This window comes from Serratia sp. PL7 (assembly GCF_945957435.1).
Genome location: NZ_CAMFLB010000001.1, coordinates 544,498 through 564,566, shown reverse-complemented (window position 1 = coordinate 564,566; position 20,069 = coordinate 544,498). Strand labels below are relative to the sequence as shown.

Genomic DNA, 20,069 nt, shown 5'->3' with positions numbered 1-20,069 from the left:
ACCGGTGAGTTGCAATTGCAATTGTAAAGGGATAGAGTGGCTTTCGCTATTATTGCATTTGCAACTCTTGCATTTGCAATTCACTGAATCCCTGTATCGCTCAGCGCCTTATCAGGTAAGTACATTTGGAGCTTTTATGAACCAACCCGCGGTAAAAGCAGATCTTGACCCACAAGAGACGGCTGAATGGCTTGAGGCATTTGAAGGTGTCACTGACATCGACGGCCGTGAACGCGCGCATTTTTTGTTGGAAAGAATGGCCGAAGCCGATCAGCGAAAACACGGTGATTTCTTCAGCATGGTCACCACGCCCTACGTGAATACGATCCCGGCCTATAAGCAACCGACGTATCCCGGCGATCTGGCCGCTGAAGCGCGCATCAATGCGTTTATTCGCTGGAACGCCATGGCGATGGTGCTGCGTGCCGGCAAACATTCCAACGTCGGCGGGCATATCGCCACCTACCAATCGGCCGCGGTGCTTTACGATGTGGGGTTCACGCACTTCTTCCGTGGGCGCACCGATGATTTCGCCGGCGACATGGTGTATATCCAGGGCCATTCCGCCCCCGGCATTTATGGCCGCGCCTATCTCGAAGGCCGCATCGACGAGGAGCTGCTCGACAACTTTCGCCGCGAATCCGCGCGCCGCGGCCTCTCCTCCTACCCGCACCCGCGGCTGATGCCGGATTTCTGGCAATATCCCACCGTTTCGATGGGGCTGGGGCCGCTGACCGCCGCCTACCAGGCGCGCTACATGCGCTATCTGGAATACCGCGAGTTGAAACCGCACCAGGGGAGAAAGGTGTGGGCGTTTCTCGGCGACGGCGAGATGGATCAGCCGGAATCGCTGGCGGCGATTGCGCTGGGCGGGCGAGAAAAACTCGATAACCTGATCTTCGTCGTGAACTGCAACCTGCAACGGCTGGATGGCCCCGTGCGCGGCAACGGCAAGATTATTCAGGAGCTGGAAGGCACCTTCAAAGCCGCCGGCTGGCAGGTGATCAAGGTGATCTGGGGCAGCGGCTGGGACAAACTGCTGCAAAAAGACCGCTCCGGGCTGCTGATGCAACGCATGATGGAGTGCGTCGACGGCGATTACCAAACCTTCAAGTCGCAAAGCGGCGCCTATGTGCGGGAGCACTTCTTCGGCAAGTATCCGGAATTGCTCGAGCTGGTCGCCGACCTGAGCGACGATGAGATCTGGGCGCTGCACCGCGGCGGCCACGATCCGCAAAAGGTGTACGCCGCCTACCATCAGGCGGTGCATACCCCGGGCAGGCCGACGGTGGTGCTGGCCAAAACCGTCAAAGGGTTTGGCATGGGGGAAGCCGGTGAAGGGCAGAACATCAACCACCAGCTGAAAAAAATGAGCCAGGATGCGGTGAAAGCCTTCCGCGACCGTTTAGGGCTGACCATCTCCGACGCCCAACTGGCAGAGATCCCTTACCTGAAGCCCGAACCCGACAGCGCGGCGGCGAAGTACATCACCGCGACGCGCACCGCGCTGGGCGGCTACATCCCTGCCCGCTTCGGCCAATCCGCTCCGCTGGCGATACCGGAACTATCGCGCTTCGACGGCCTCCTGAAGGGCAGCGGCGAACGCAACATGTCGACCACCATGGCTTTCGTTAATATCCTCGGCACGCTGCTCAAAGACGTCAACATCGGCAAACTGATCGTGCCCATCGTGCCGGACGAGTCGCGCACGTTCGGCATGGAAGGCCTGTTCCGCCAGATTGGCATCCATTCCTGGCTCGGCCAGCTGTATACCCCGCAAGACGCCGGGCAGCTCAGCTACTATAAAGAGGCCAAAGACGGCCAGATTTTGCAGGAAGGCATCAACGAATCCGGTGCGATATCGACCTGGATCGCCGCCGGCACCGCCTACAGCAACCACGATGTCGCGACGATCCCGTTCTATATCTTCTACTCCATGTTCGGGCTGCAACGGGTGGGCGATCTCGCCTGGGCGGCGGCCGACGCACGCACCAAGGGTTTCCTGCTCGGCGCCACCTCCGGCAGAACCACCCTGATGGGCGAAGGCTTGCAGCATGACGACGGCCACAGCCACGTGCTGTCTTCGGTGATCCCCAGCTGCGTCTCCTACGATCCGACCTATGCCTATGAACTCGCGGTGATCGTCCAGAGCGGCATGCGCAGGATGTTCGTTGAACAAGAGGATATTTACTACTACATCACCTTGCTCAACGAGGGCTACCCGCAGCCGCCGATGCCGGCGGGCGTGGAGGACGGGATTATCCAGGGCGCCTATTTGCTCAAACAGAGCGAAACGACAAACCAAGAGAGCCCGCGCGCTCAGCTGGTCGCCAGCGGTGCCATCATGCGCGAGGCGCTGGCGGCGGCGGAGCTGTTGGCGGCGGACTTTGGCGTCGCCAGCGATATCTGGAGCGCCACCAGCCTGAGCGAGCTGCGCCGCAACGGCATGGCGGCCGAACGCTGGAACCTGCTGCATCCGGAAGATCCGCCGAAAGTTCCTTATATTCAGAGCCTACTGGCGGCGCATCCCGGCCCGGTGGTGGTGGTGACGGACTATATGAAGATCGTCGGCGATCAGATCAAACCGTTCTTGCCCGACCGCACCTTTATCGCCTTGGGCACCGACGGCTTTGGTCGCTCGGACACCCGCGAGGCGCTGCGTGAGTTCTTCGAGGTCAACCGCCATTTCATCGCGCTCGCCGCGTTGAAACTGCTGGCTGACGAAGGCCGTATCGCCCGCAGCGAGGTCAACCGCGCCATGGCGCTGTATGGCATCGCCCCCGATAAGCCGGATCCGGCGGCGGTGAAGTAACACTCAGCCTACCCACGCCGCCGGTTGTCACCCGCGGCGTTTTTCTTCCTTCGATTCGGCGGAGCACGGCGCCCGCTCCCCCAGCCGCACCACCGGAATGTCCGCCAGCCGGGTGGTGTAGGCCGGCGACAGCATGTCGCGCTTCATTTGCCACGGCTTGACGATCCCCTGCCCGGCGAACCACACGCGCCCGCGCCCTTCCTGATTCAGGCGATCGAGGGTCGCCATCAGCCGCTCGCTGTTGCGGCGCGGCGGGCAGTCGTCGAACAGATCGATCTGCGCCATGGCGGCGGCGCTGAAATCTCCCAGCACCACGCCGCCCTTCAGGTAGCGTCGCCCCTCCTGCCAGATGCTTTCCAGCGCACGTACCGCCATGGCGATGATGTCGCGGCTGTCATTGCTCGGGGTTTGCAGCCGGGCGGTGCCCATATTGCTGTAATACCCTTCACCCGCCGAATGCAGGCTGGTTTTGATAAACACCGACACGTTGCGGCAATAGCGCTTTTCCTGCCGCAGCTTTTCGGCGGCGCGTTCGGCGTAGCTGCAGATCGCCTCGCGCATGTGCGGGTAGTGCGTCAGCCGCTGGCCGAACGAGCGGGAACAGATGATCTGCTCTTTGGCGGCCGCCTCATCTTCCCACTGCAGGCACGATTCGCCGCGCAGCTCGCGTATCGTGCGCTCCAGCACCACGCTGAAGGTTTTACGCGCCAGCCGGGTATCGCAGTCCGCCAGCTGCAGCGCGGTGTGAATACCCATCGCCTGCAGTTGGCGAGTCAGGCGGCGCCCCACGCCCCACACCTCTTCCACCGGAAGCAACGCCAGCAGTTTGCGCTGGCGCGCCGGATCGGATAAATCCACCACGCCGCCGGTGCCGCGCCATTTCTTGGCGGCGAAGTTGGCCAGCTTGGCCAGCGTTTTGCTCGGCGCAATGCCGACCCCGACCGTCAAATGCAGCTCGCGCCGGATGCGATCACGTACCCGCTGGCCGAATGGCTCCAGCGCCTCGCAGTGCGCCACGCCGTCCAGCCGCAGAAAGGCTTCGTCCAGCGAATAAATCTCCACCGCCGGCGCCATCTCTTCCAGCGTGTCCATCACCCGGCGGGACATGTCGGCGTACAGCGCGTAGTTGGAGGAGAACACCGCAACGTTGCGGCGGCGCATCTCCTCTTTGATTTTGAAATAAGGCGCCCCCATCGGCACGCCCAATGCCTTCGCCTCGGCGCTACGGGCGATCACGCAGCCATCGTTGTTGGACAGTACAATCACCGGCCGCCCCCGCAGATCGGGCCGAAAGATGGTCTCGCAGGAAGCATAGAAACTGTTGACATCTACCAGGGCGAACATGGCTACTGCCCCTTCATCGCCAGAGGCCAGACCGGCGTTATCGTCAGTGGGTTGTTATTCATAACGGCACCAGGTTACTGTTCATACATACAGTATTTGTATTTTTCTGGCGACGATCAAGTAGAAACCACCTCATCGCTGCTATCCGTTTGATGCACTTTGGCTTTTAACTCAGCCCTCCGTTTACCTGGAGCCGAGTTTTTCATTAACGGCGAACTTCACGCAGATCGAAACGAATCGGAATGGTCACGCTGAATTCCGCCTGCCCCGCTGCGATCTCGTTGCCGGGTGCGGGCAGTGGAGAAGCGCGCTGCGGTAACTGAAGCGCCTCCCGGTCGAGCGAAGCAACGCCGCTCGATCGCAATAGCTTCACGCCCAGCACGTTCCCCTGTCGATCCAACGTCACGGCAACCTGAACAATACCCTGGCGCTGCTGGCGTACCGCCAGGGCGGGATAGCGTTTGAAACGGCTCAAATGCGCCAACAGCAGGCCGCTCCAGACCGAGGCATCCTGACTCGGCTGCGACGCCACGCTGGTTTGCGGCGCGGCAACACGCTTTCCATCCAGAGACGGCGGCGCGCTGGTGCTTGATGCTCTTGAGTTTGCAGACGCCATTTTTTCCTGTTCTTCTTGCCTTGGGCGCGGCGGTTCCGTCTTCGGTTTGATGGGGTCGTTCCGTTGCCCTTTGGCCTTGCTCTGCCGCTCCGTTGCACGCGGTGCATGAATCAGCGGAGGCATCGCCGCCTCCGGTTCCCGATTGGCCTGCCGTTGCGCCACCGCCTGCACCTGGCGCACGCCGGTTGGCATCGGCTCCGTGTTGGGTGTCGATTCAGCCGGCTCGGCAACCATCATCAACACCATCGGTTGTGCAGCGGGCAGCAACGGTGACATCAGGTGATAACCGAGCCCAAACCACAACGCACCATGCAGACCCAACGCTAACACATTGGCGGTAGCCCAGCGCCATCGCCCGCCTGTAAGGGGTAAAGAGAAATCGCCAGATAATACGTTGTGATTGAACATAGGGAACGGTACTCAGGTTAAGCGTAAAACAGACCAACGTACGCAGCGGTCAACGGCAGTCGGGGTATGTCAGAAAGGTCGTTTAGGCACGCGGCACCGGGCAGGTAACGAAAAAGAACAGGTCAATAGAAAAGGAAATGCCCTAATGGCAGAGTAAAAAACTTTAGGATACGGTGATGAAGTATTTTGACAGCATATTTACCCTAACCGGCAACGCGCCGGGCAGTGCCGCGATGACGCGCTCGGGGTCAGCCAGCGGGAACGCACCGGAGAGCCTCAGGCCGGCGACCTCCGGCCGGCAGCGAATAACGCCCTGACGATAACGCCCCAGTTCCATCAGGAAGTCGTCCAGCCGCATGTTGTCGGCCAGCAGCATGCCTTGCCGCCAACCGGGCTCTTGCGTCACGCGATACGGTTCGCCAATGCCTTGCCGGCTTAACCTGCCGCCCTGACCGGCGTTGAGCACCGCGTTCCGATGCGCCGGTGAAAGGATCGTGACCCGGCCAAGATAAACGGCGATATCACTGTAAGTTTCCCACAGGCGAATGCTGAAGCGAGCAGCCTGCACCATGAGCTCGCCCTGCGGCAATCTCACCGTCAACGCACCGCTTTCCGGCGGCAGATTCACCATCATTTCGCCTTCCAGCAATGTGGCCTGCTGACGGCTGACGTTGACCGCCGTTTGCGTGTTCAGCATCAACTGCGCGCCATCCGCCAACGCGACGGTTTGCTGTTCCCCCACCGCCGTACAGTAATCCGCCAGCCAGGGGCGCCATGGCAGCGCGCCCGAACCGACACCAACCGTCCCCACCACGCCGATGGCCGCCAGGCTTCTCAATAACCGGCGACGTTGCGGGTTCGGCAACTGCGACAGACTACGCTGCGCCGCCGCCCCGTTAAGCAGAGAAAAACGGGATGAAAACGCGGCGATATGCCGCCAGGCGCGTTCATTTTCCGGTTTCGCCTGATACCAACGTCGCCAGTTTTCCCTATCCGCGTCGCTTGCCTCTTCCGACATCAGCTGCGTTAACCACGCGGCGGCCTCTCGCGCGCTCTGCCGATCGATATCCGATTCCATCATGGGTTCCGCACCTGCCGTTACGCCGCCAATGCAAAGAAACAGTGCAAATTAGCGCGCTGCAGATATTGTTTCACCGAGCTGGTCGACACCCGTAAACGTTCAGCGATGTCGCAATAACGCATGCCCTGCAGGTGCGCCAACAGGAAAGCCTCGCGGACGTGCGCCGGCAATCCGTCCAACGCCTGATCCAACTGTTCGAGCATTTCGAGGGTTTGTTGACGAACTTCCGGCGAGGGCGCCTCGATCGCCGGCAACTCGCTCAAGGCCTGCAGATAGCTCTCTTCGATTGTTTTACGCCGGTAATAATTCGCCACCAGCCGGCGCGCTACGGTCGCCAGGAAGGGGCGTGGTTGCCGAATGGCGAGCAACTGCGGGCTCAGTAAAATACTGATGAAAGTATCCTGCGCCAGGTCTTCGGCGTGATGCGCACACCCAACCTTCTGTCGCAGCCAATGGCATAGCCAACTGTGATGCTCAAGGTAAAGCTGTTGAGCAAACCCGTTGGCTGCCGCGGCCTCTTTCCTCGCCATTCGGTGACACCAATTGATAATGAGATTGAAAATGATAATTATTATTATTTTAAAATTGTAACTTCTGTGTCAAGCGATTGCTGATGATTTATAAACGGCGAAAAAGTAGGGAAATACGGGGGAGGAAACGTGAAAAGGGGCCTAAATGACCCCTGCAGACAGGATCGTCAAAAACGCTGACTGACGCTGAACTTGATGTTGCGCCCTACGCCGGACACCGATTCGCCCAGGTAAGGGTAATAATCGCGGTTGAACAGGTTGTCCACCGCCACGCGGGCTTCGAAGCCGTGCAAGCCGCTGGGCTGCCACGAGGCGAACAGGCCGTGCAATGCATAACCCGAGGTTTTCGGCAGGGCCCAGACAACGGCCATCGGATCGCCGTCGGCCGGTGAACGATCCTGTTTACGTACGAAATCGCCGGTCCAGCCGAAGGCCATGTCCCACTGCGGCACTTTCATGCCCAGCATCGCGTGTGCCGTAACGGGTGGAATTTCGGCAATCCAGGTTTCGTTGCCCCACGGATCGCGCGGTGAAGCGTCGCGTTTGCCGCGGATCGAGGAGAACGACAGGCTGCCGAACAGGCTTTCGCTGTCATAAAACGATTCGAGCTCCACGCCCTCAATGGTATAGCCCGGCAAGTTGCGATAGTTCGACAACGGTTGCCCACATTGGCCCCCGTGCCGTGCGGCGTCACACACTACGCCGCGACGATAGAAAATCTCGTCCTTGCCGCGATTGCGGAACAGCGTAGTGCGGATCTGCAGGCTGTCCCGCGCCATCAACACATCGTTGAAGTCCAGCACCGCGCCGAGACGAACGCCCGTCATGCGTTCCACCTGCAGGCCGCGGCTGGTACCGGGCACGCTGGAAGCGGCGTATTGTACTTCGTACTGTTCGTCGATCACCGGGGCGCGCCAGGTGCGGCTAACGTCGGCAAACAGGGACAGATTCGACGTCGCTTTCCACATCACGCCCAAATGCGGCGACCAGCCGGTATAGGTCACGCTGCTGTAATCATGGCCCACGAGCGGATCGCTGTCGTTATAGCGCGGCGCCCGGTTCGGTTGCCCGGTATTGGTCACATGATCGTAACGCACGCCCGGCGTCACGGTCAGGCTGCCGAAGCTGACCGCATCCTGCAGATAAACGCTGCGGGTTTCCTGTTCGCCCGCCGGCATGTAGTACGGCTGGAAATAGCCGTAGTTGTAACTGGCGTTTTTCACCTGCGAAGGGTAATACATCAGGGTATCGCGCTGATGTTTATGCCAACGCGCACCGAGCAACAGCTTGTGCTCCAGCGGACCGCTGGCGAAACGGCTTTCATTGCTGACGTCAAACTGCCGATCGGTATAGTTCACCCAACTTTCATTGCCCAGCGTACCGAGATAGCTGAACTTTGAAGCGGAATCCGGCCGCTTGTCATGCTGCTCGGTCTTCGAATAGGCGTAAGACAGCGTCAGATTCAGCAACGGCTGCGCTTCCGGCGCCAGATTCCATTTCACCGAATAATTGGTGTCTGTCTGGTCGCGATACACCAGAATGCGGCGCCACGCTTCTTCCCGGCCATATTTATCGATGTCCGCCTGGCTGGGCGCGGCGATATCGTCCCGCTTGGCGGCGAAAGGCTGCCAGCCATCGGAATCGGATCGCATCGCCGACAGCGTCAGCGTTTGCGCCTCGCTCAGATAAATATTGGTTTTTAACAGGTAGGAAGCCTGATCGTTGGCAGAATAGGCAAAACGCGTGCCGTCCGGCCGCTTCAGGTTGCCGCCGTCACGCTTGCTCATGTAGAGCAAACCGTCGGCGGATCCTTCCGGCGTACGACCGTACAAGGCACCGCTGTAAATGCCCTGACGATCGTTGGTGTGGTAGCTGTACTTCAGCAAGCCGCCAAAATCTTCGCCCGGCAGCAGCATGTCCCCAGCATCTTTGGTCTCCAGCGTAATGGTCCCGCCAAAGCCGCCATTGCCGTTCAACAGATTGTGCGGCCCCTTATCGACCTCAACCTTTTTCAGCAGTTCGGGTTCGATGAATACCGAGCCCTGCCGATATTTCTCAAATCCCTTCGGCGCCCCGTCCAGCACGACCTTCACATCTTCCATGTCCCCCATGCCCCAGATATTCAGGCTTTGGCCACCCGGGCGCGGCGAGCCCGCCATCCCTACGCCAGGCAAGCGATCAAGCAAACTGGCGATATTGTCAGCCTGCACGCGTTCGATGTCTTCTTTATCCAACACCGAACGGCCGGCGGCGACGCTGTCGGACAAACCGCCGACCACCGACAGTTCCGGTATCGTCAACGGCTGAACCGGCCCGGCGTCGACCAACCGATATCCCTGTGCGGTTTGCTGAGCGCGCAATCCGCTGCCCGCCAACAGCGTATCGAACGCGTCGGTGAGGCGATAATGCCCCTGCAGGCCCGCGGTGTTTTTTCCACGCGTCTGTTCGGGCGTGAAAATCACTATCACGCCGGCCTTAGCGGCCGCCGTCTGCAAGGCGGGCGCCAGGTCACCGGCGGGAATGGCGAAAGGCAGGATAGCGGACTGCTCGACCGCCGCCGGTGGCACCGACGCACCGGGCGCCGCCATCGCGGAGGTGAGCATGCCCGATAATGCGCACCCTACCCCGATAGCGACCCGCTTCCCGGCGGTACGTTTGGCTGATGTGAACGTACGCCCTGCGCCGTTCTTGTTTTTTATGGCCATGAAGGATTCCCCTGAGTGTAATGAACTGGAAACTCAGTAGAGAGGTCACGCCAACGAAAAGATCGGGCAGAAAAAAAATGAAAAAAAGGGCCGAAGTCACCGGGCCGCGTAGACGATAAAGGTCACCACGCCGAAGATCTCCAGTTGCGCTTCGTCGTCGAACACGATCGGCGCGTAGGCGGGGTTCATCGGCAACAGCCGCACATCGGGGTGACGCTGCAGTTTTTTGACGGTGAATTCGCCGTCCACCGCGGCGATCACGATATTGCCGTGCTCCGGCGTCAGGGCGCTGTCGACAATCAGCAGATCGCCATCCCGGATATTGCCGTCGATCATCGATTCGCCGCTGGCGCGCACGAAATAGGTGGCGTTGGGGTGCCGCACCAGCAGCTTGCCGATGTCCAGCCGACCTTCGACATAGTCTTGCGCCGGGGAAGGAAAACCGCAGGCCACGCGATCGGCAAACAGCGGTAACGTTAGGGGTTCACCTGGTGAAAAAGCATACAACCTTGAATTACTCAGCATAATCACAACCAAACTGTATATTTATACAGTAAAGCATAAACAAAACGCGAACGCGTGCAACCCCCTATCCCCCTGCGGATCGCGCTTTGCCGCGTAATATAATAATTTTCTGAGCGATTTTTTTTTACGCCTGCTAAGTGTTTTACTGCCCCTTGCACACACGTTATCCACCAAAACTGTGGATAATGCGGCACTCAGACCGTTGGCGTATCGATGGGCAGGATGAGTGAGGGATTGTCATTGCGAACGGCGCCGACGGCGGGCGATACCGGTTGCCAGACGAAATCCTCTGCCTGCAGGCTGTACACGTCAGCCTGCATTTGACCAGAGGGCGGGACTAATCGGGTGTCGAGCCAGTCGCGCGCGGCCGTCGGTCTCTGCTGCGTACAGCGCCGCAAAGAACAGCGGCAGGCCTTGCCTCAGCAAGAGCCCACGGGAGGAACGGCGGACGGCCTTACAAAATGACGCCAATAAAATTGCGACTGGCAATGGCATCAATGGGACGGCCAGAGACGAAAGTCAGTACGTTATGCCAGGAGCTTGGGATAACCCGACAAACGCTGTACCGCCACATTTCCCCTGATGGTCCACTGCGAGCTGACGGTATAAAGCTGCTCAACCGGGGATAATTTTAGCGGACGGAAAAATCTGGGGTTCCGGCGTAGAACCCCGAATAAGGAATAATCCTTAATTCATTTCAGGATTATTAATTCCATCTAAAACCTCTCGGCAATATTCTTTTTTATAGGCTTCATCATTACTTAATGACTTAACCAAAAAATCAGCATTTTTCCAACCATTATCCCAATGCGTATCGAATCCTGACTGTTCATACTTTAATGTTCTAGTTAATGAGTCTTTTATTTGTTTTTTATATTTATCAATTTTCTCATTGGTTGCCCCACAAACATCATGTGCAACACGAGCATTTGAGCCAGAAAAACCTATTGCTGAAATTGCCATCGCTTCATTTGATTTGTCGAAATCATTCGCATATGCCACAGCATTAGATAAAGCGAATATGACAAGAGCAGGTATGATTTTTTTGTATGAAATCATCTTTCACCTCTAACTCATTGATTGTTCATGGGGTCAGTTGGGATATCGAAAATTATTGTACATTAAGGCTGCTTTTTAATCAGTCTCAACTTCTTTATAGAAGGCCTGAATACGACAAACTTGGGAAGTACTGTAGCCTGTCGCGTCTGCTGTTTCTCGGATGCTCAGTTTCTTAATCTGTCGGTAGTACAGGACTTTCTGATGTCGTTCCTGATCTGCCTGTTTTCCCCGGTATCTACCCAACGTATGCGCCCGTTCAATTCCCTGCTTTTGCCGTTAGCGGCGACTCAACCAGTCCTTATGTGACATCGCGGCCATCAGGTCGATTAGCATGTTATTGATGGCGGTTATTACTGCACGGGTGATCGGGCCCGCCTGTGAAGGATCTTTCTCTGACAGCGCCTGCCATGAGGTAGGGACATCCAGGCTGACAATCCGTAACTCATGCTGCTCAATCTGCTTTTTCAACGTCATCCAGTCACTGTTGCTGAGACGGGTCAGGCGGTCTATCTGCTCAACCAGCAAAATATCAGTTACCGTTTGGGGGCGGCCAGCACAATCAGCATCCGTCGCTGCAGCGGCGACGGCCGGCGAACGTTAACCGTTGCCACGATGTCACTCCTCTCTCTTATAGATGAGGACATGCAGGCGCAGCCGGTCGGCATCAACACGTTCATCCATTATTGTGCCTGGATAGCCCTGCAGCGCCAGACCGTACCAGAAACTCAGAATGACAGAAGCCTTACCCAACTCTAGGGTGTAACCCATCCCGCCCTGGTTCAGATTGCATTTTTTAATCGCATCTTCTGCTTCCCGGGTCAGCTGCGCATAGCTGAGTGAAAAATTCAGTGCCTGATCCATCCTGCTCGCTCCATCTCTCCGCTGGCGCGCACGAAATAAGTGGCATTAGGATGCCGCACCAGCAGTTTGCCGATATCCAGCCGGCTCTCGACATAGTCCTGCGCCGGGGAGGGAAAACCGCAGGCCACGCGATCGGCAAACAGCGGTAACGTCAGGGGCTCAACTGGTGAAAAAGCATACAACCTTAAAGTACTCAGCATAATCATAACCAAGCTGTATATTTATACAGTAAGGCATAAACAAAACGCGAACGCGTGCACCCCCCCTATCCCCCTGCGGATCGCGCTTTGCCGCGTAATATAATAATTTTCTGAGCGATTTTTTTTTACGCCTGCTAAGTGTTTTACTGCCCCTTGCACACACGTTATCCACCAAACCTGTGGATAACCTGGCACTCGACCCCACGGCATATCGATAGCCATGGTGAGTCATGCACTGTCATGGCGAACGGTGCCGAAGACCGTGATATTCAGCGATTAATTGGCGTGTTATCCCGTACCGCGCCCTTCTTCGTAAGCCACGGTGCGAGCTGCTCGGTTATCCAATCCATGAATACGTTAACTTTACGGGACAAATTATGACGATGCGCGACGACGAACCAGAACTTCATCGGCTCAGGCTCACAATCAGGCAGAATCTGCAGCAGCTCGCCACGCTCGACGTGGTTATGCACGCCAAGCATCGGTGACTGGATTAAGCCAATCCCCGCCAACCCAGCAGCAATAAACGACTGCGCATTGTTCAGCTTCAGCGATCCTGGCAGATTTAAATATTCATATTTACCGTTTTTCAGGTAGTCCCAGCCCATCGGCTTACTACCAATATTCGGCGTATAGTGCACGGCCACATGCTGATACTTGAGAAGGTCATCGATACTGTATGGCGTGCCTTTTCTCGCCAGATAATCCGGGCTGGCGAGGTTGAATACGGGCATTTCTCCAATCAGTTTCGCCACCAGGTTCTTATCGTAAACGGCACCCGCCCGGACAACGCAGTCGAAGCCTTCCTGTACCAGATCCACCCGCCGGTCGGTGCAAGATAATTCCAGCGTAATGCCGGGATAGCGGGAAAAAAAATCGGGGAGTTTAGGGATAATAATGCTGTTGGCTATATCCGTAGGCATATCCACCCTCAGCTTGCCTTTCAGTTCCGTCCTTTCGACAAACATCGTCTGCAGGTCATCTACCGAAGAGAGTATTTCTACTGCGCGTTCGTAAAACGCCAAGCCGTCTTCCGTCAGATGCACTGCCCTGGTGGTTCGATGTAACAGGCGTACGCCAAGCACGTCTTCCAGCTGGCGGATAACAATGGAAATTCGACTCTTATTCACCCCCAGATCGTCTGCCGTTTTTGTGAAGCTGCAGGTCTGGGCCACACGCAAAAAAATCCTCAGATTTTCCAGGGTATTCATGCGATATCTCCTAACGTTTTGCATATTCATGGGGAGGTCCAGACGTTATGCCACCGCAAAATATTATCCAGAACGACTATTCCGTCACAACCAGAAATAAATATATTAATTGAATAACAAAAAAAAGAAAGAAAAGCACCGCCAAAACGAGCGATGCCCTAGGAGAATTCCGTGAAATAAAAAGGTGATGGTGAAATGCAGTTTTTATAACTCCATGTGGACACACTCACTTATTCATCACATTAAAAATAAATATTGCTTAAAAGATCCATTCACCCTCAGTTCATGTAATTATTGAACCAGTCCAACATCAGCTTTGGCTCGCGTTGGAAGTACAGATAACCATCCCAGCGGTGGGTGGTATTACGGATCCAGTGCAGCTGTTTCTCTTTAACCGGCATGCTGTCGAAAATGTTCTGCACATCGGATGGCCGGGTCATCACGTCGTCATGTACCTGATAGATGAAAGTGGGAACGCTGGTGTTGGTCCGCGCAGGCACGGAAGGGTCCATCTCATCCAGATGGAAACTGGTGACCATCGCCAGACGTTCGTCAATTTCATCAAGACGGTCCGGGATGCCGGCCAATTCCGTCGCGACGCCGACGGCGGCACGCATGGAAATCGGCTGTGGCATAACCACACAACGGACATCATTGAACTGCTCCGGATATTTCGCCATCGCAAAGAACGTCGCGTTACCGCCCATGCAGCGACTGAACAAACCGATTTTCTTTCCTTTCAGGTCAGGACGGCTGCGGACATAGTTCAATGACCCCACGACGTCGCGCGCTTCCAGCACGCCTATGCTGCCGATACCGCCGTTAGCTTCGCCGCTCAGACCCAGATTGCGCAGGTCGTAAGCCAGTACGTTGTAGCCTGCATCGTGCAAAATTTTATAGTCCGGCAGGAAGCTGAAAGCAAAATCGTTACCGCCTGCAGCGCCGATGGAACGCCACGGCTCGCGGTCGGCAGGCAGGCCAGTCCGGCTGCACCACACAGGGTGGTTACAGATGATGACCTTGTCGGAACCTACGCAAGGGATGAACCACGCTTCCAGCGGCACGCCGTCCAACGCTGGGAAAAAGACGTCTTCATACTGCAAACCGAAGTCAGTGGGTTTGCCGATGACCGGAGAACGGATAGGTTTACTGAAAATAGCAACCATGCTTTCAACGATGGCATCGGCTTCTTCACGGCTTGGCGTAGACGTTGTCTGTGTCATGATATTGTGCTCCATTTATAATATATTGGTTAAAGTGCATATTAGTTAATCAATAGTTCGCAGATGCGCTGTATTGCTTAGCTGAGATGGATACTAGTAAGGATATTGTTTGCGATAAATAGCAAAAATATAAACGTATTGTTTCACTAAACAACAACAATAGGGGGCGATGAGAAAAAGACAGAAGCAGCAATCAGACAGAGGCTGACCTCAGCGATAATAAAAAAATCACTTACACCAATAACAAGTCACAAGTCACAAGTCACAAGTCACAAGTCATTATTAATAACGCCAAAAATTCCATGACGTAAAAACCCACATAAAATGCCGACAACGTTTCAATTTGATAAGTCAGCGGCTCATTTGAAATCACGGTGAATATATCGATAGGGTTATGTTCACTCTGGTGGTTTGTCAGAAGAAAAAGTGCCGCGGCTGTTCAAGCGCAGACTCGTCGCAATGCCGCATCGTCGAGTACCAATTTTGACATTTTTGCACCGGTGCTTAATCACGTAAGGCTCATTGCCAGAGCAAACGACGACAGGATAAACCTGCTGATTAAAAAATGCGCCTCTTCTCCATGCCCCCTGACTTTCTAAAGCACTGTATTTTAATACCGTCATTGTGTTCGTGGCGCAAAGCGGCATCCATCGCCAAAAGTCGCCATACGCTGCAGTCCTCTGCGTAATATAATAATTTTCTTAGCGATTTTTTTACGCCTGCTAACGGTTTCACTCTGCCTTGCACACACGTTATCCACCAAAACTGTGGATAACCTGCAGGGCGTGATTCCCTACGCGAGCGGGATCAGAATCCTGTATAATCCCCACACCTGCTAATAAGAATTCATCCCCGTCGGCGCCTCGTCACCGACAGTCACGAGAACGTTATGAACAAGCACCTACTCCTCGCAGAAACCGACGATATCAAACAGGAATGCCTGTCGCGCCACGCGGTCTGGCAGCGCAACGATCTGGCTCAGGCGCAACAGGATTGGCTGGCGGAAGAAGTACCGGTCGCCCTGGTGTACAACGGCATTTCCCACGTGGTGATGATGGCGACGCCGAAAGATCTGGCGGCCTTCGCCATCGGTTTTTCGCTGTCCGAACGCATTATCGCCTCCCCCGACGACATCTACGACATCCGCCAGCAACCGGCCTGCAACGGCATTGAAGTGCATGTGGAACTCTCGAGCCGCCGCTTTATGCAGCTGAAAGAGAAGCGCCGCAGCCTGGCCGGCCGCACCGGCTGCGGCGTCTGCGGGGTGGAACAGCTGCAGGAGGTTGCTCAGCCCATCGCACCACTGCCTTTCACGCAACGTTTCGATTTGGCGCTGCTCGACCGGGCGTTAGCGCAGCTGCAGGAGGTGCAAACGGTAGGAAAACTGACCGGCTGCACCCATGCGGCGGCCTGGATCCAGCCGGACGGCGCGCTCAGCGGCGGATGTGAAGACGTCGGCCGCCACGTGGCGCTCGACAAGCTGCTGGGCTACCGCAGCCAACAGGCGTGGCTGCAGGGTGCGGCGCTGGTGTCGAGCCGCGCCAGCTATGAAATGGTGCAAAAATCCGCCATGTGCGGCGTCGAGATCCTGTTCGCCGTTTCCGCCGCCACCCGCCTGGCGGTGGAAGTGGCCGAACGCAGCAACCTGACGCTGGTGGGCTTCAGCAAACCGGGGCGCGCCACCGTCTATACGCATCCGCAGCGGCTCTGGCAATCGACAACGGCGGCCTAACGCCGCCGGATAAGAATCGACTATTCTCAATAGCAGGACACCAGGAAGCACCCACGTCATGATAATTCGCCCGAATCAGAACTGGTTTTTTCGCCTGTTCGCCTGGCACGGTTCCGTGCTATCAAAGATCACCTTTCGCCTATCGCTGAATGTGCTGATGTCGATAGTGGCGGTGATCAGCTACCAATGGTACGAACAGCTCGGCGTGCATTTAACCATCGCACCATTCAGCCTGCTGGGCATCGCCATCGCCATTTTTCTCGGCTTTCGCAATAACGCCGGCTACAGCCGCTTTGTCGAAGCGCGCAACCTGTGGGGCTCGCTGCTGATTACCGAGCGCTCCCTGCTGCGCCAGATCAAAAGCCTGCTGCCGGACGAATCGGCGGTGCAGCAAAAGGTTGCCAAGCTGCTGATCGCCTTCAGCTGGAGCCTGAAGCATCAGCTGCGCGGCACCGACCCGACCGCCGATCTGTACCACAATCTCAGCAGCCAAGAGCTGGCCGAGGTGATCGCCAGCCCGATGCCGACCAACCGCATCCTGCTGATGCTGGGCCAGGAGATCGGCAAGCTGCGCCGACAGGGGCTGCTGAGCGACATCACTTTCGAGCTGCTCGACAACAAGCTGAGCGAACTGTCCCACGCCCTCGGCGGCTGCGAACGGCTCGCCAGCACGCCGGTGCCGTTCGCCTATACCCTGATCCTGCAGCGCACCGTTTACCTGTTCTGCAGCCTGTTGCCTTTTGCCCTGGTGACCGACCTGCATTACATGACACCGTTTGTTTCAGTGTTCATTTCTTATACCTTCTTATCCTGGGACTCACTGGCCGAAGAGCTGGAGGATCCGTTTGGCGTGTCGGCTAACCATCTGCCGTTAAACGCCATCTGCAACACCATCGAGCGCAACCTGCTGGAAATGAACGACCAAAGCCCGCTGCCACCGCCGATGAAACCCGACGAGCACTTTAATTTGATCTGATCTATTTCACCCGAACACACTGGAGCCGAATGCAATGAATGCAAATAACCCTCTGCCGCAAGCCGTATTCACACCGGTGACGCGCCATGCCATCTTCATCGTCGCTACCCTGTCGCCCGTTCCCGCCCATCTGGCGGCGGTGCGCGCCTGGTGCGGCGACATTGCCGCCGTGGTGCGTTCGGTCGGCAAACGCGCGCCGGCAGGCAATCTCACCTGCGTCTGCGGCTTCGGCTCCGAAGCCTGGGATACGCTGTTCGGCGCGCCGCGCCCTCGCCAGCTGCATCCGTTCAGCCCGATCGGCAGCGGGGAGCGCGTCGCCGTCGCCACGCCCGGCGACATCCTGCTGCACATCCGCGCCGATGAAATGGATCTGTGTTTTGAACTGGCCTCTCAGTTGACCGCCAAACTCGGCGACGCCGTGACGGTGATAGAAGAGGTGCACGGCTTCCGTTATTTCGATCAGCGCGCCATGATCGGCTTCGTCGACGGCACGGAGAACCCGGAGGGGCACGAAGCCTTCGACTACACGGTGATCGGCGACGAAGACGCGGCGTTCAGCGGCGGCAGCTATGTGCTGGTGCAAAAATACCTGCACGACATGCAGGGCTGGAACTCGCTCAGCGTGGAAACGCAGGAGAAGATCATCGGCCGCCATAAGCAGTCCAACATCGAGCTGGATGAAGCGGTCAAACCGTCGTCGTCGCACAGTTCGCTGACCACCATCACCGACGAGCAAGGCAACGAGGTGAAAATTCTGCGTGACAACATGCCGTTCGGCCGCCCCGGCCTGCGCGAATTCGGCACCTACTTTATCGGCTATGCACGCTCCCCGCAGCCGATCGAGCAGATGCTGGAAAACATGTTCATCGGCCGCCCGGCCGGCAACTACGATCGGCTGCTCGATTTCAGCCACGCGGTGACCGGCACCCTGTTCTTCGTGCCTTCCGCCCCGCTGCTGGAAGCGCTGGCCGACCGCAGCGGCGCCGAACTGCACTGATTGAATGAAATGCGGGGCCACAGCGATTAGCCGTTGGTTATCCTGTGGCCCTGCGCATCAATCACCGGCTCTCCGTCCTCTTTGCTGAAAGCGCCACGCTGCGGATCCGGCAGAATCTCCAACACCGCCTCCGACGGACGGCACAAACGCGTACCAAGCGGAGTCACCACAATGGGGCGATTGATCAGGATCGGCTGTTGCAGCATGAAGTCGATCAGTTGATCATCGTTCCAACGAGTCTCGTCCAGTTTCAACTCGGCGTAAGGCGCGACGTTTTTACGCAGCAACGCGCGCGGCGTCATGCCCATCTCGGCCAGCAACGCAATCAACCGTTCGCGGCTGGGCGGCGTTTCCAGATACAAAATCACCTCAGGCTCAGCGCCGCTGTTGCGGATCAGCGCCAACGTGTTGCGCGACGTGCCGCAGGCCGGGTTATGGTAAATCTTGATACTGCTCATGACGGTTTCTCCGGTTAGGACAAAACGGACAGCCGCAGCGCCAGCGCGGCCAGGGTGACGAACAGGATCGGCAGCGTCATCACCAGTCCCACGCGGAAATAATAGCCCCAGGTAATGACGATGTTCTTTTTTGCCAACACATGCAGCCACAGTAACGTCGCCAGGCTGCCAATCGGGGTAATTTTGGGGCCGAGATCGCTGCCGATAACGTTAGCGTAAATCATCGCCTGTTTGATGACGCCTTCCGCACTGCTGCCGTCGATAGACAACGCCCCCACCAATACCGTCGGCATGTTATTCATGATGGAAGAGAGAAATGCGCTCAGGAAGCCGGTGCCAAACGTCGCTGCCCACAGCCCCTGCCGCGCCAATGCGTCCAGCACACCGGAAAGCCAATCGGTCAAGCCTGCGTTGCGTAGCCCGTAGATCACCAGATACATGCCCAGTGAGAAAATGACGATCTGCCAGGGCGCTCCGCGCAACACCTTACCGGTATCGATCGCTAGCCCGCGTTTCGCCACCGCCAACAGAACCAGCGCGCCGCAGGCAGCGACCAAACTTACCGGCACACCGAGCGGTTCCAGGGCGAAGAAGCCAATCAGCAACAGTGCCAATACCGCCCAGCCGGTTCGGAAAGTCGCACGATCGCGAATCGCTTCCCGTGGCACCGGTAAACGCGTCAATGCGTAGCGCTGCGGAATATCCTTGCGGAAGAACAGATGCAACATCACCAGCGTCGCCGCGACGGCGGCAAGGTTGACCGGCACCATCACCGCCGCATACTCCGTAAAGCCCAGCCGGAAGAAATCCGCTGAAACGATATTTACCAGGTTGGACACCACCAGCGGCAGGCTGGCAGTATCGGCGATAAAGCCCGCCGCCATGACGAAAGCCAGCACGGCAGCAGGACGAAAACCGAGCGCCGACAGCATGGCGATCACGATCGGCGTCAGAATCAACGCAGCGCCATCGTTCGCGAACAGCGCCGCCACTACGGCCCCCAGTAGAAGCATATAGGTAAACAGCCATCGACCTTTGCCGTTGCCCCAACGTGCGACATGCAAGGCGGTCCAGGTGAAGAAGCCGCTTTCATCCAGCAACAGGCTAATGATGATGACGGCGATAAAGGTCGCGGTCGCATTCCAGACTATCTGCCACACCACGGGAATATCGCCGACGTGCACCACGCCGCTCAATAATGCCAATCCCGCCCCGAACGACGCACTCCAACCGATGCCCAGCCCTTTCGGTTGCCAGATGACCAAGATCAACGTCAGAATAAAGATCGCCCCTGCCACTATCATCGCTGCTCTTTCGCCCTTTTAAGTTTA

General features: G+C 57.1%; 16 protein-coding genes and 4 pseudogenes. 5 read left to right on the top strand and 15 right to left on the bottom strand.

The annotated features are described in order from the left end of the window. Nucleotides 1-136 precede the first annotated feature (136 nt). Nucleotides 137-2,812 carry a pyruvate dehydrogenase (acetyl-transferring), homodimeric type gene (gene aceE, locus N6G83_RS02750; protein WP_025303325.1) on the top strand — a complete coding sequence of 892 codons (2,676 nt, stop codon included), beginning with the start codon at nt 137-139 and terminating at the stop codon, nt 2,810-2,812. A 27-nt stretch (nt 2,813-2,839) separates the two neighbouring features. Here aceE and umuC read toward each other — a convergent pair whose 3' ends face one another. The 7 genes and pseudogenes from umuC to N6G83_RS54900 form a co-directional block, all read right to left on the bottom strand. Then, nucleotides 2,840-4,156, bottom strand: a complete 1,317-nt coding sequence (umuC, locus tag N6G83_RS02745; RefSeq protein WP_260514617.1) for a translesion error-prone DNA polymerase V subunit UmuC — start codon at nt 4,154-4,156, stop codon at nt 2,840-2,842. A gap of 205 nt (nt 4,157-4,361) precedes the next feature. Beyond that, a complete protein-coding gene (locus N6G83_RS02740) occupies nt 4,362-5,180 on the bottom strand; it encodes an energy transducer TonB (RefSeq protein ID WP_260523923.1) in 819 nt (272 codons plus the stop codon). A gap of 163 nt (nt 5,181-5,343) precedes the next feature. After that, entirely contained in the window at nt 5,344-6,261 is a 918-nt protein-coding gene (locus tag N6G83_RS02735) for a DUF4880 domain-containing protein (RefSeq protein ID WP_197770715.1), read from the bottom strand. 17 nt (nt 6,262-6,278) lie between these two features. Next, nucleotides 6,279-6,791 (bottom strand): sigma-70 family RNA polymerase sigma factor, encoded by a 513-nt coding sequence (locus N6G83_RS02730; RefSeq protein ID WP_025303329.1) that lies wholly within the window; start codon nt 6,789-6,791, stop codon nt 6,279-6,281. Nucleotides 6,792-6,958: 167 nt separating this feature from the next. Further along, nucleotides 6,959-9,496 (bottom strand): TonB-dependent receptor, encoded by a 2,538-nt coding sequence (locus N6G83_RS02725; RefSeq protein ID WP_025303330.1) that lies wholly within the window; start codon nt 9,494-9,496, stop codon nt 6,959-6,961. Between the two features lie 96 nt (nt 9,497-9,592). Then, entirely contained in the window at nt 9,593-10,021 is a 429-nt protein-coding gene (gene umuD, locus N6G83_RS02720) for a translesion error-prone DNA polymerase V autoproteolytic subunit (RefSeq protein WP_049209475.1), read from the bottom strand. Between the two features lie 194 nt (nt 10,022-10,215). Further along, a pseudogene (locus N6G83_RS54900) lies at nt 10,216-10,395 on the bottom strand (hypothetical protein); the annotation flags it as partial. 21 nt (nt 10,396-10,416) lie between these two features. On the opposite strand from N6G83_RS54900, the pseudogene N6G83_RS02715 reads away from it, so the two are divergent. Next, nucleotides 10,417-10,650: pseudogene (locus tag N6G83_RS02715) on the top strand (resolvase); the annotation flags it as partial. A gap of 58 nt (nt 10,651-10,708) precedes the next feature. On the opposite strand, the gene N6G83_RS02710 reads toward N6G83_RS02715, so the two are convergent. The 6 genes and pseudogenes from N6G83_RS02710 to N6G83_RS02685 all read right to left on the bottom strand — a co-directional run bounded on the left by N6G83_RS02710 (nt 10,709) and on the right by N6G83_RS02685 (nt 14,575). Then, on the bottom strand, nt 10,709-11,080 hold the full coding sequence (locus tag N6G83_RS02710; RefSeq protein ID WP_126502249.1) for a hypothetical protein: 372 nt from the start codon (nt 11,078-11,080) through the stop codon (nt 10,709-10,711). Between the two features lie 75 nt (nt 11,081-11,155). After that, nucleotides 11,156-11,611: pseudogene (locus N6G83_RS02705) on the bottom strand (resolvase); the annotation flags it as partial. 84 nt (nt 11,612-11,695) lie between these two features. Further along, a complete protein-coding gene (locus N6G83_RS02700; RefSeq protein WP_049295892.1) occupies nt 11,696-11,941 on the bottom strand; it encodes a hypothetical protein in 246 nt (81 codons plus the stop codon). Nucleotides 11,942-11,955: 14 nt separating this feature from the next. Beyond that, nucleotides 11,956-12,147: pseudogene (locus N6G83_RS02695) on the bottom strand (DNA polymerase V); the annotation flags it as partial. Nucleotides 12,148-12,410: 263 nt separating this feature from the next. After that, the gene (locus tag N6G83_RS02690) at nt 12,411-13,352 is read right to left on the bottom strand and encodes a LysR family transcriptional regulator (protein WP_025303334.1); all 942 of its coding nucleotides are present in this window, start codon (nt 13,350-13,352) and stop codon (nt 12,411-12,413) included. A 278-nt stretch (nt 13,353-13,630) separates the two neighbouring features. Then, nucleotides 13,631-14,575 carry an alpha/beta hydrolase family protein gene (locus N6G83_RS02685; RefSeq protein WP_193402915.1) on the bottom strand — a complete coding sequence of 315 codons (945 nt, stop codon included), beginning with the start codon at nt 14,573-14,575 and terminating at the stop codon, nt 13,631-13,633. Nucleotides 14,576-15,464: 889 nt separating this feature from the next. Here N6G83_RS02685 and fdhD point away from each other — a divergent pair. From fdhD to N6G83_RS02670, 3 genes are read left to right on the top strand one after another with little or no spacing between them, the layout of a single operon-like run. After that, complete coding sequence (fdhD, locus tag N6G83_RS02680) at nt 15,465-16,307, top strand: formate dehydrogenase accessory sulfurtransferase FdhD (RefSeq protein ID WP_260514611.1); 843 nt, start codon at nt 15,465-15,467, stop codon at nt 16,305-16,307. 58 nt (nt 16,308-16,365) lie between these two features. Beyond that, entirely contained in the window at nt 16,366-17,283 is a 918-nt protein-coding gene (locus N6G83_RS02675; RefSeq protein ID WP_025303337.1) for a bestrophin family protein, read from the top strand. A 34-nt stretch (nt 17,284-17,317) separates the two neighbouring features. Further along, complete coding sequence (locus N6G83_RS02670; protein ID WP_025303338.1) at nt 17,318-18,280, top strand: Dyp-type peroxidase; 963 nt, start codon at nt 17,318-17,320, stop codon at nt 18,278-18,280. Between the two features lie 26 nt (nt 18,281-18,306). Here the strand turns inward: N6G83_RS02670 and arsC are convergent, their stop codons facing one another. After that, a complete protein-coding gene (gene arsC, locus N6G83_RS02665) occupies nt 18,307-18,738 on the bottom strand; it encodes a glutaredoxin-dependent arsenate reductase (protein ID WP_025303339.1) in 432 nt (143 codons plus the stop codon). 14 nt (nt 18,739-18,752) lie between these two features. Continuing rightward, nucleotides 18,753-20,042, bottom strand: coding sequence for an arsenic transporter (locus N6G83_RS02660; RefSeq protein WP_025303340.1), 1,290 nt, complete (start codon nt 20,040-20,042; stop codon nt 18,753-18,755). Nucleotides 20,043-20,069: the final 27 nt, after the last annotated feature.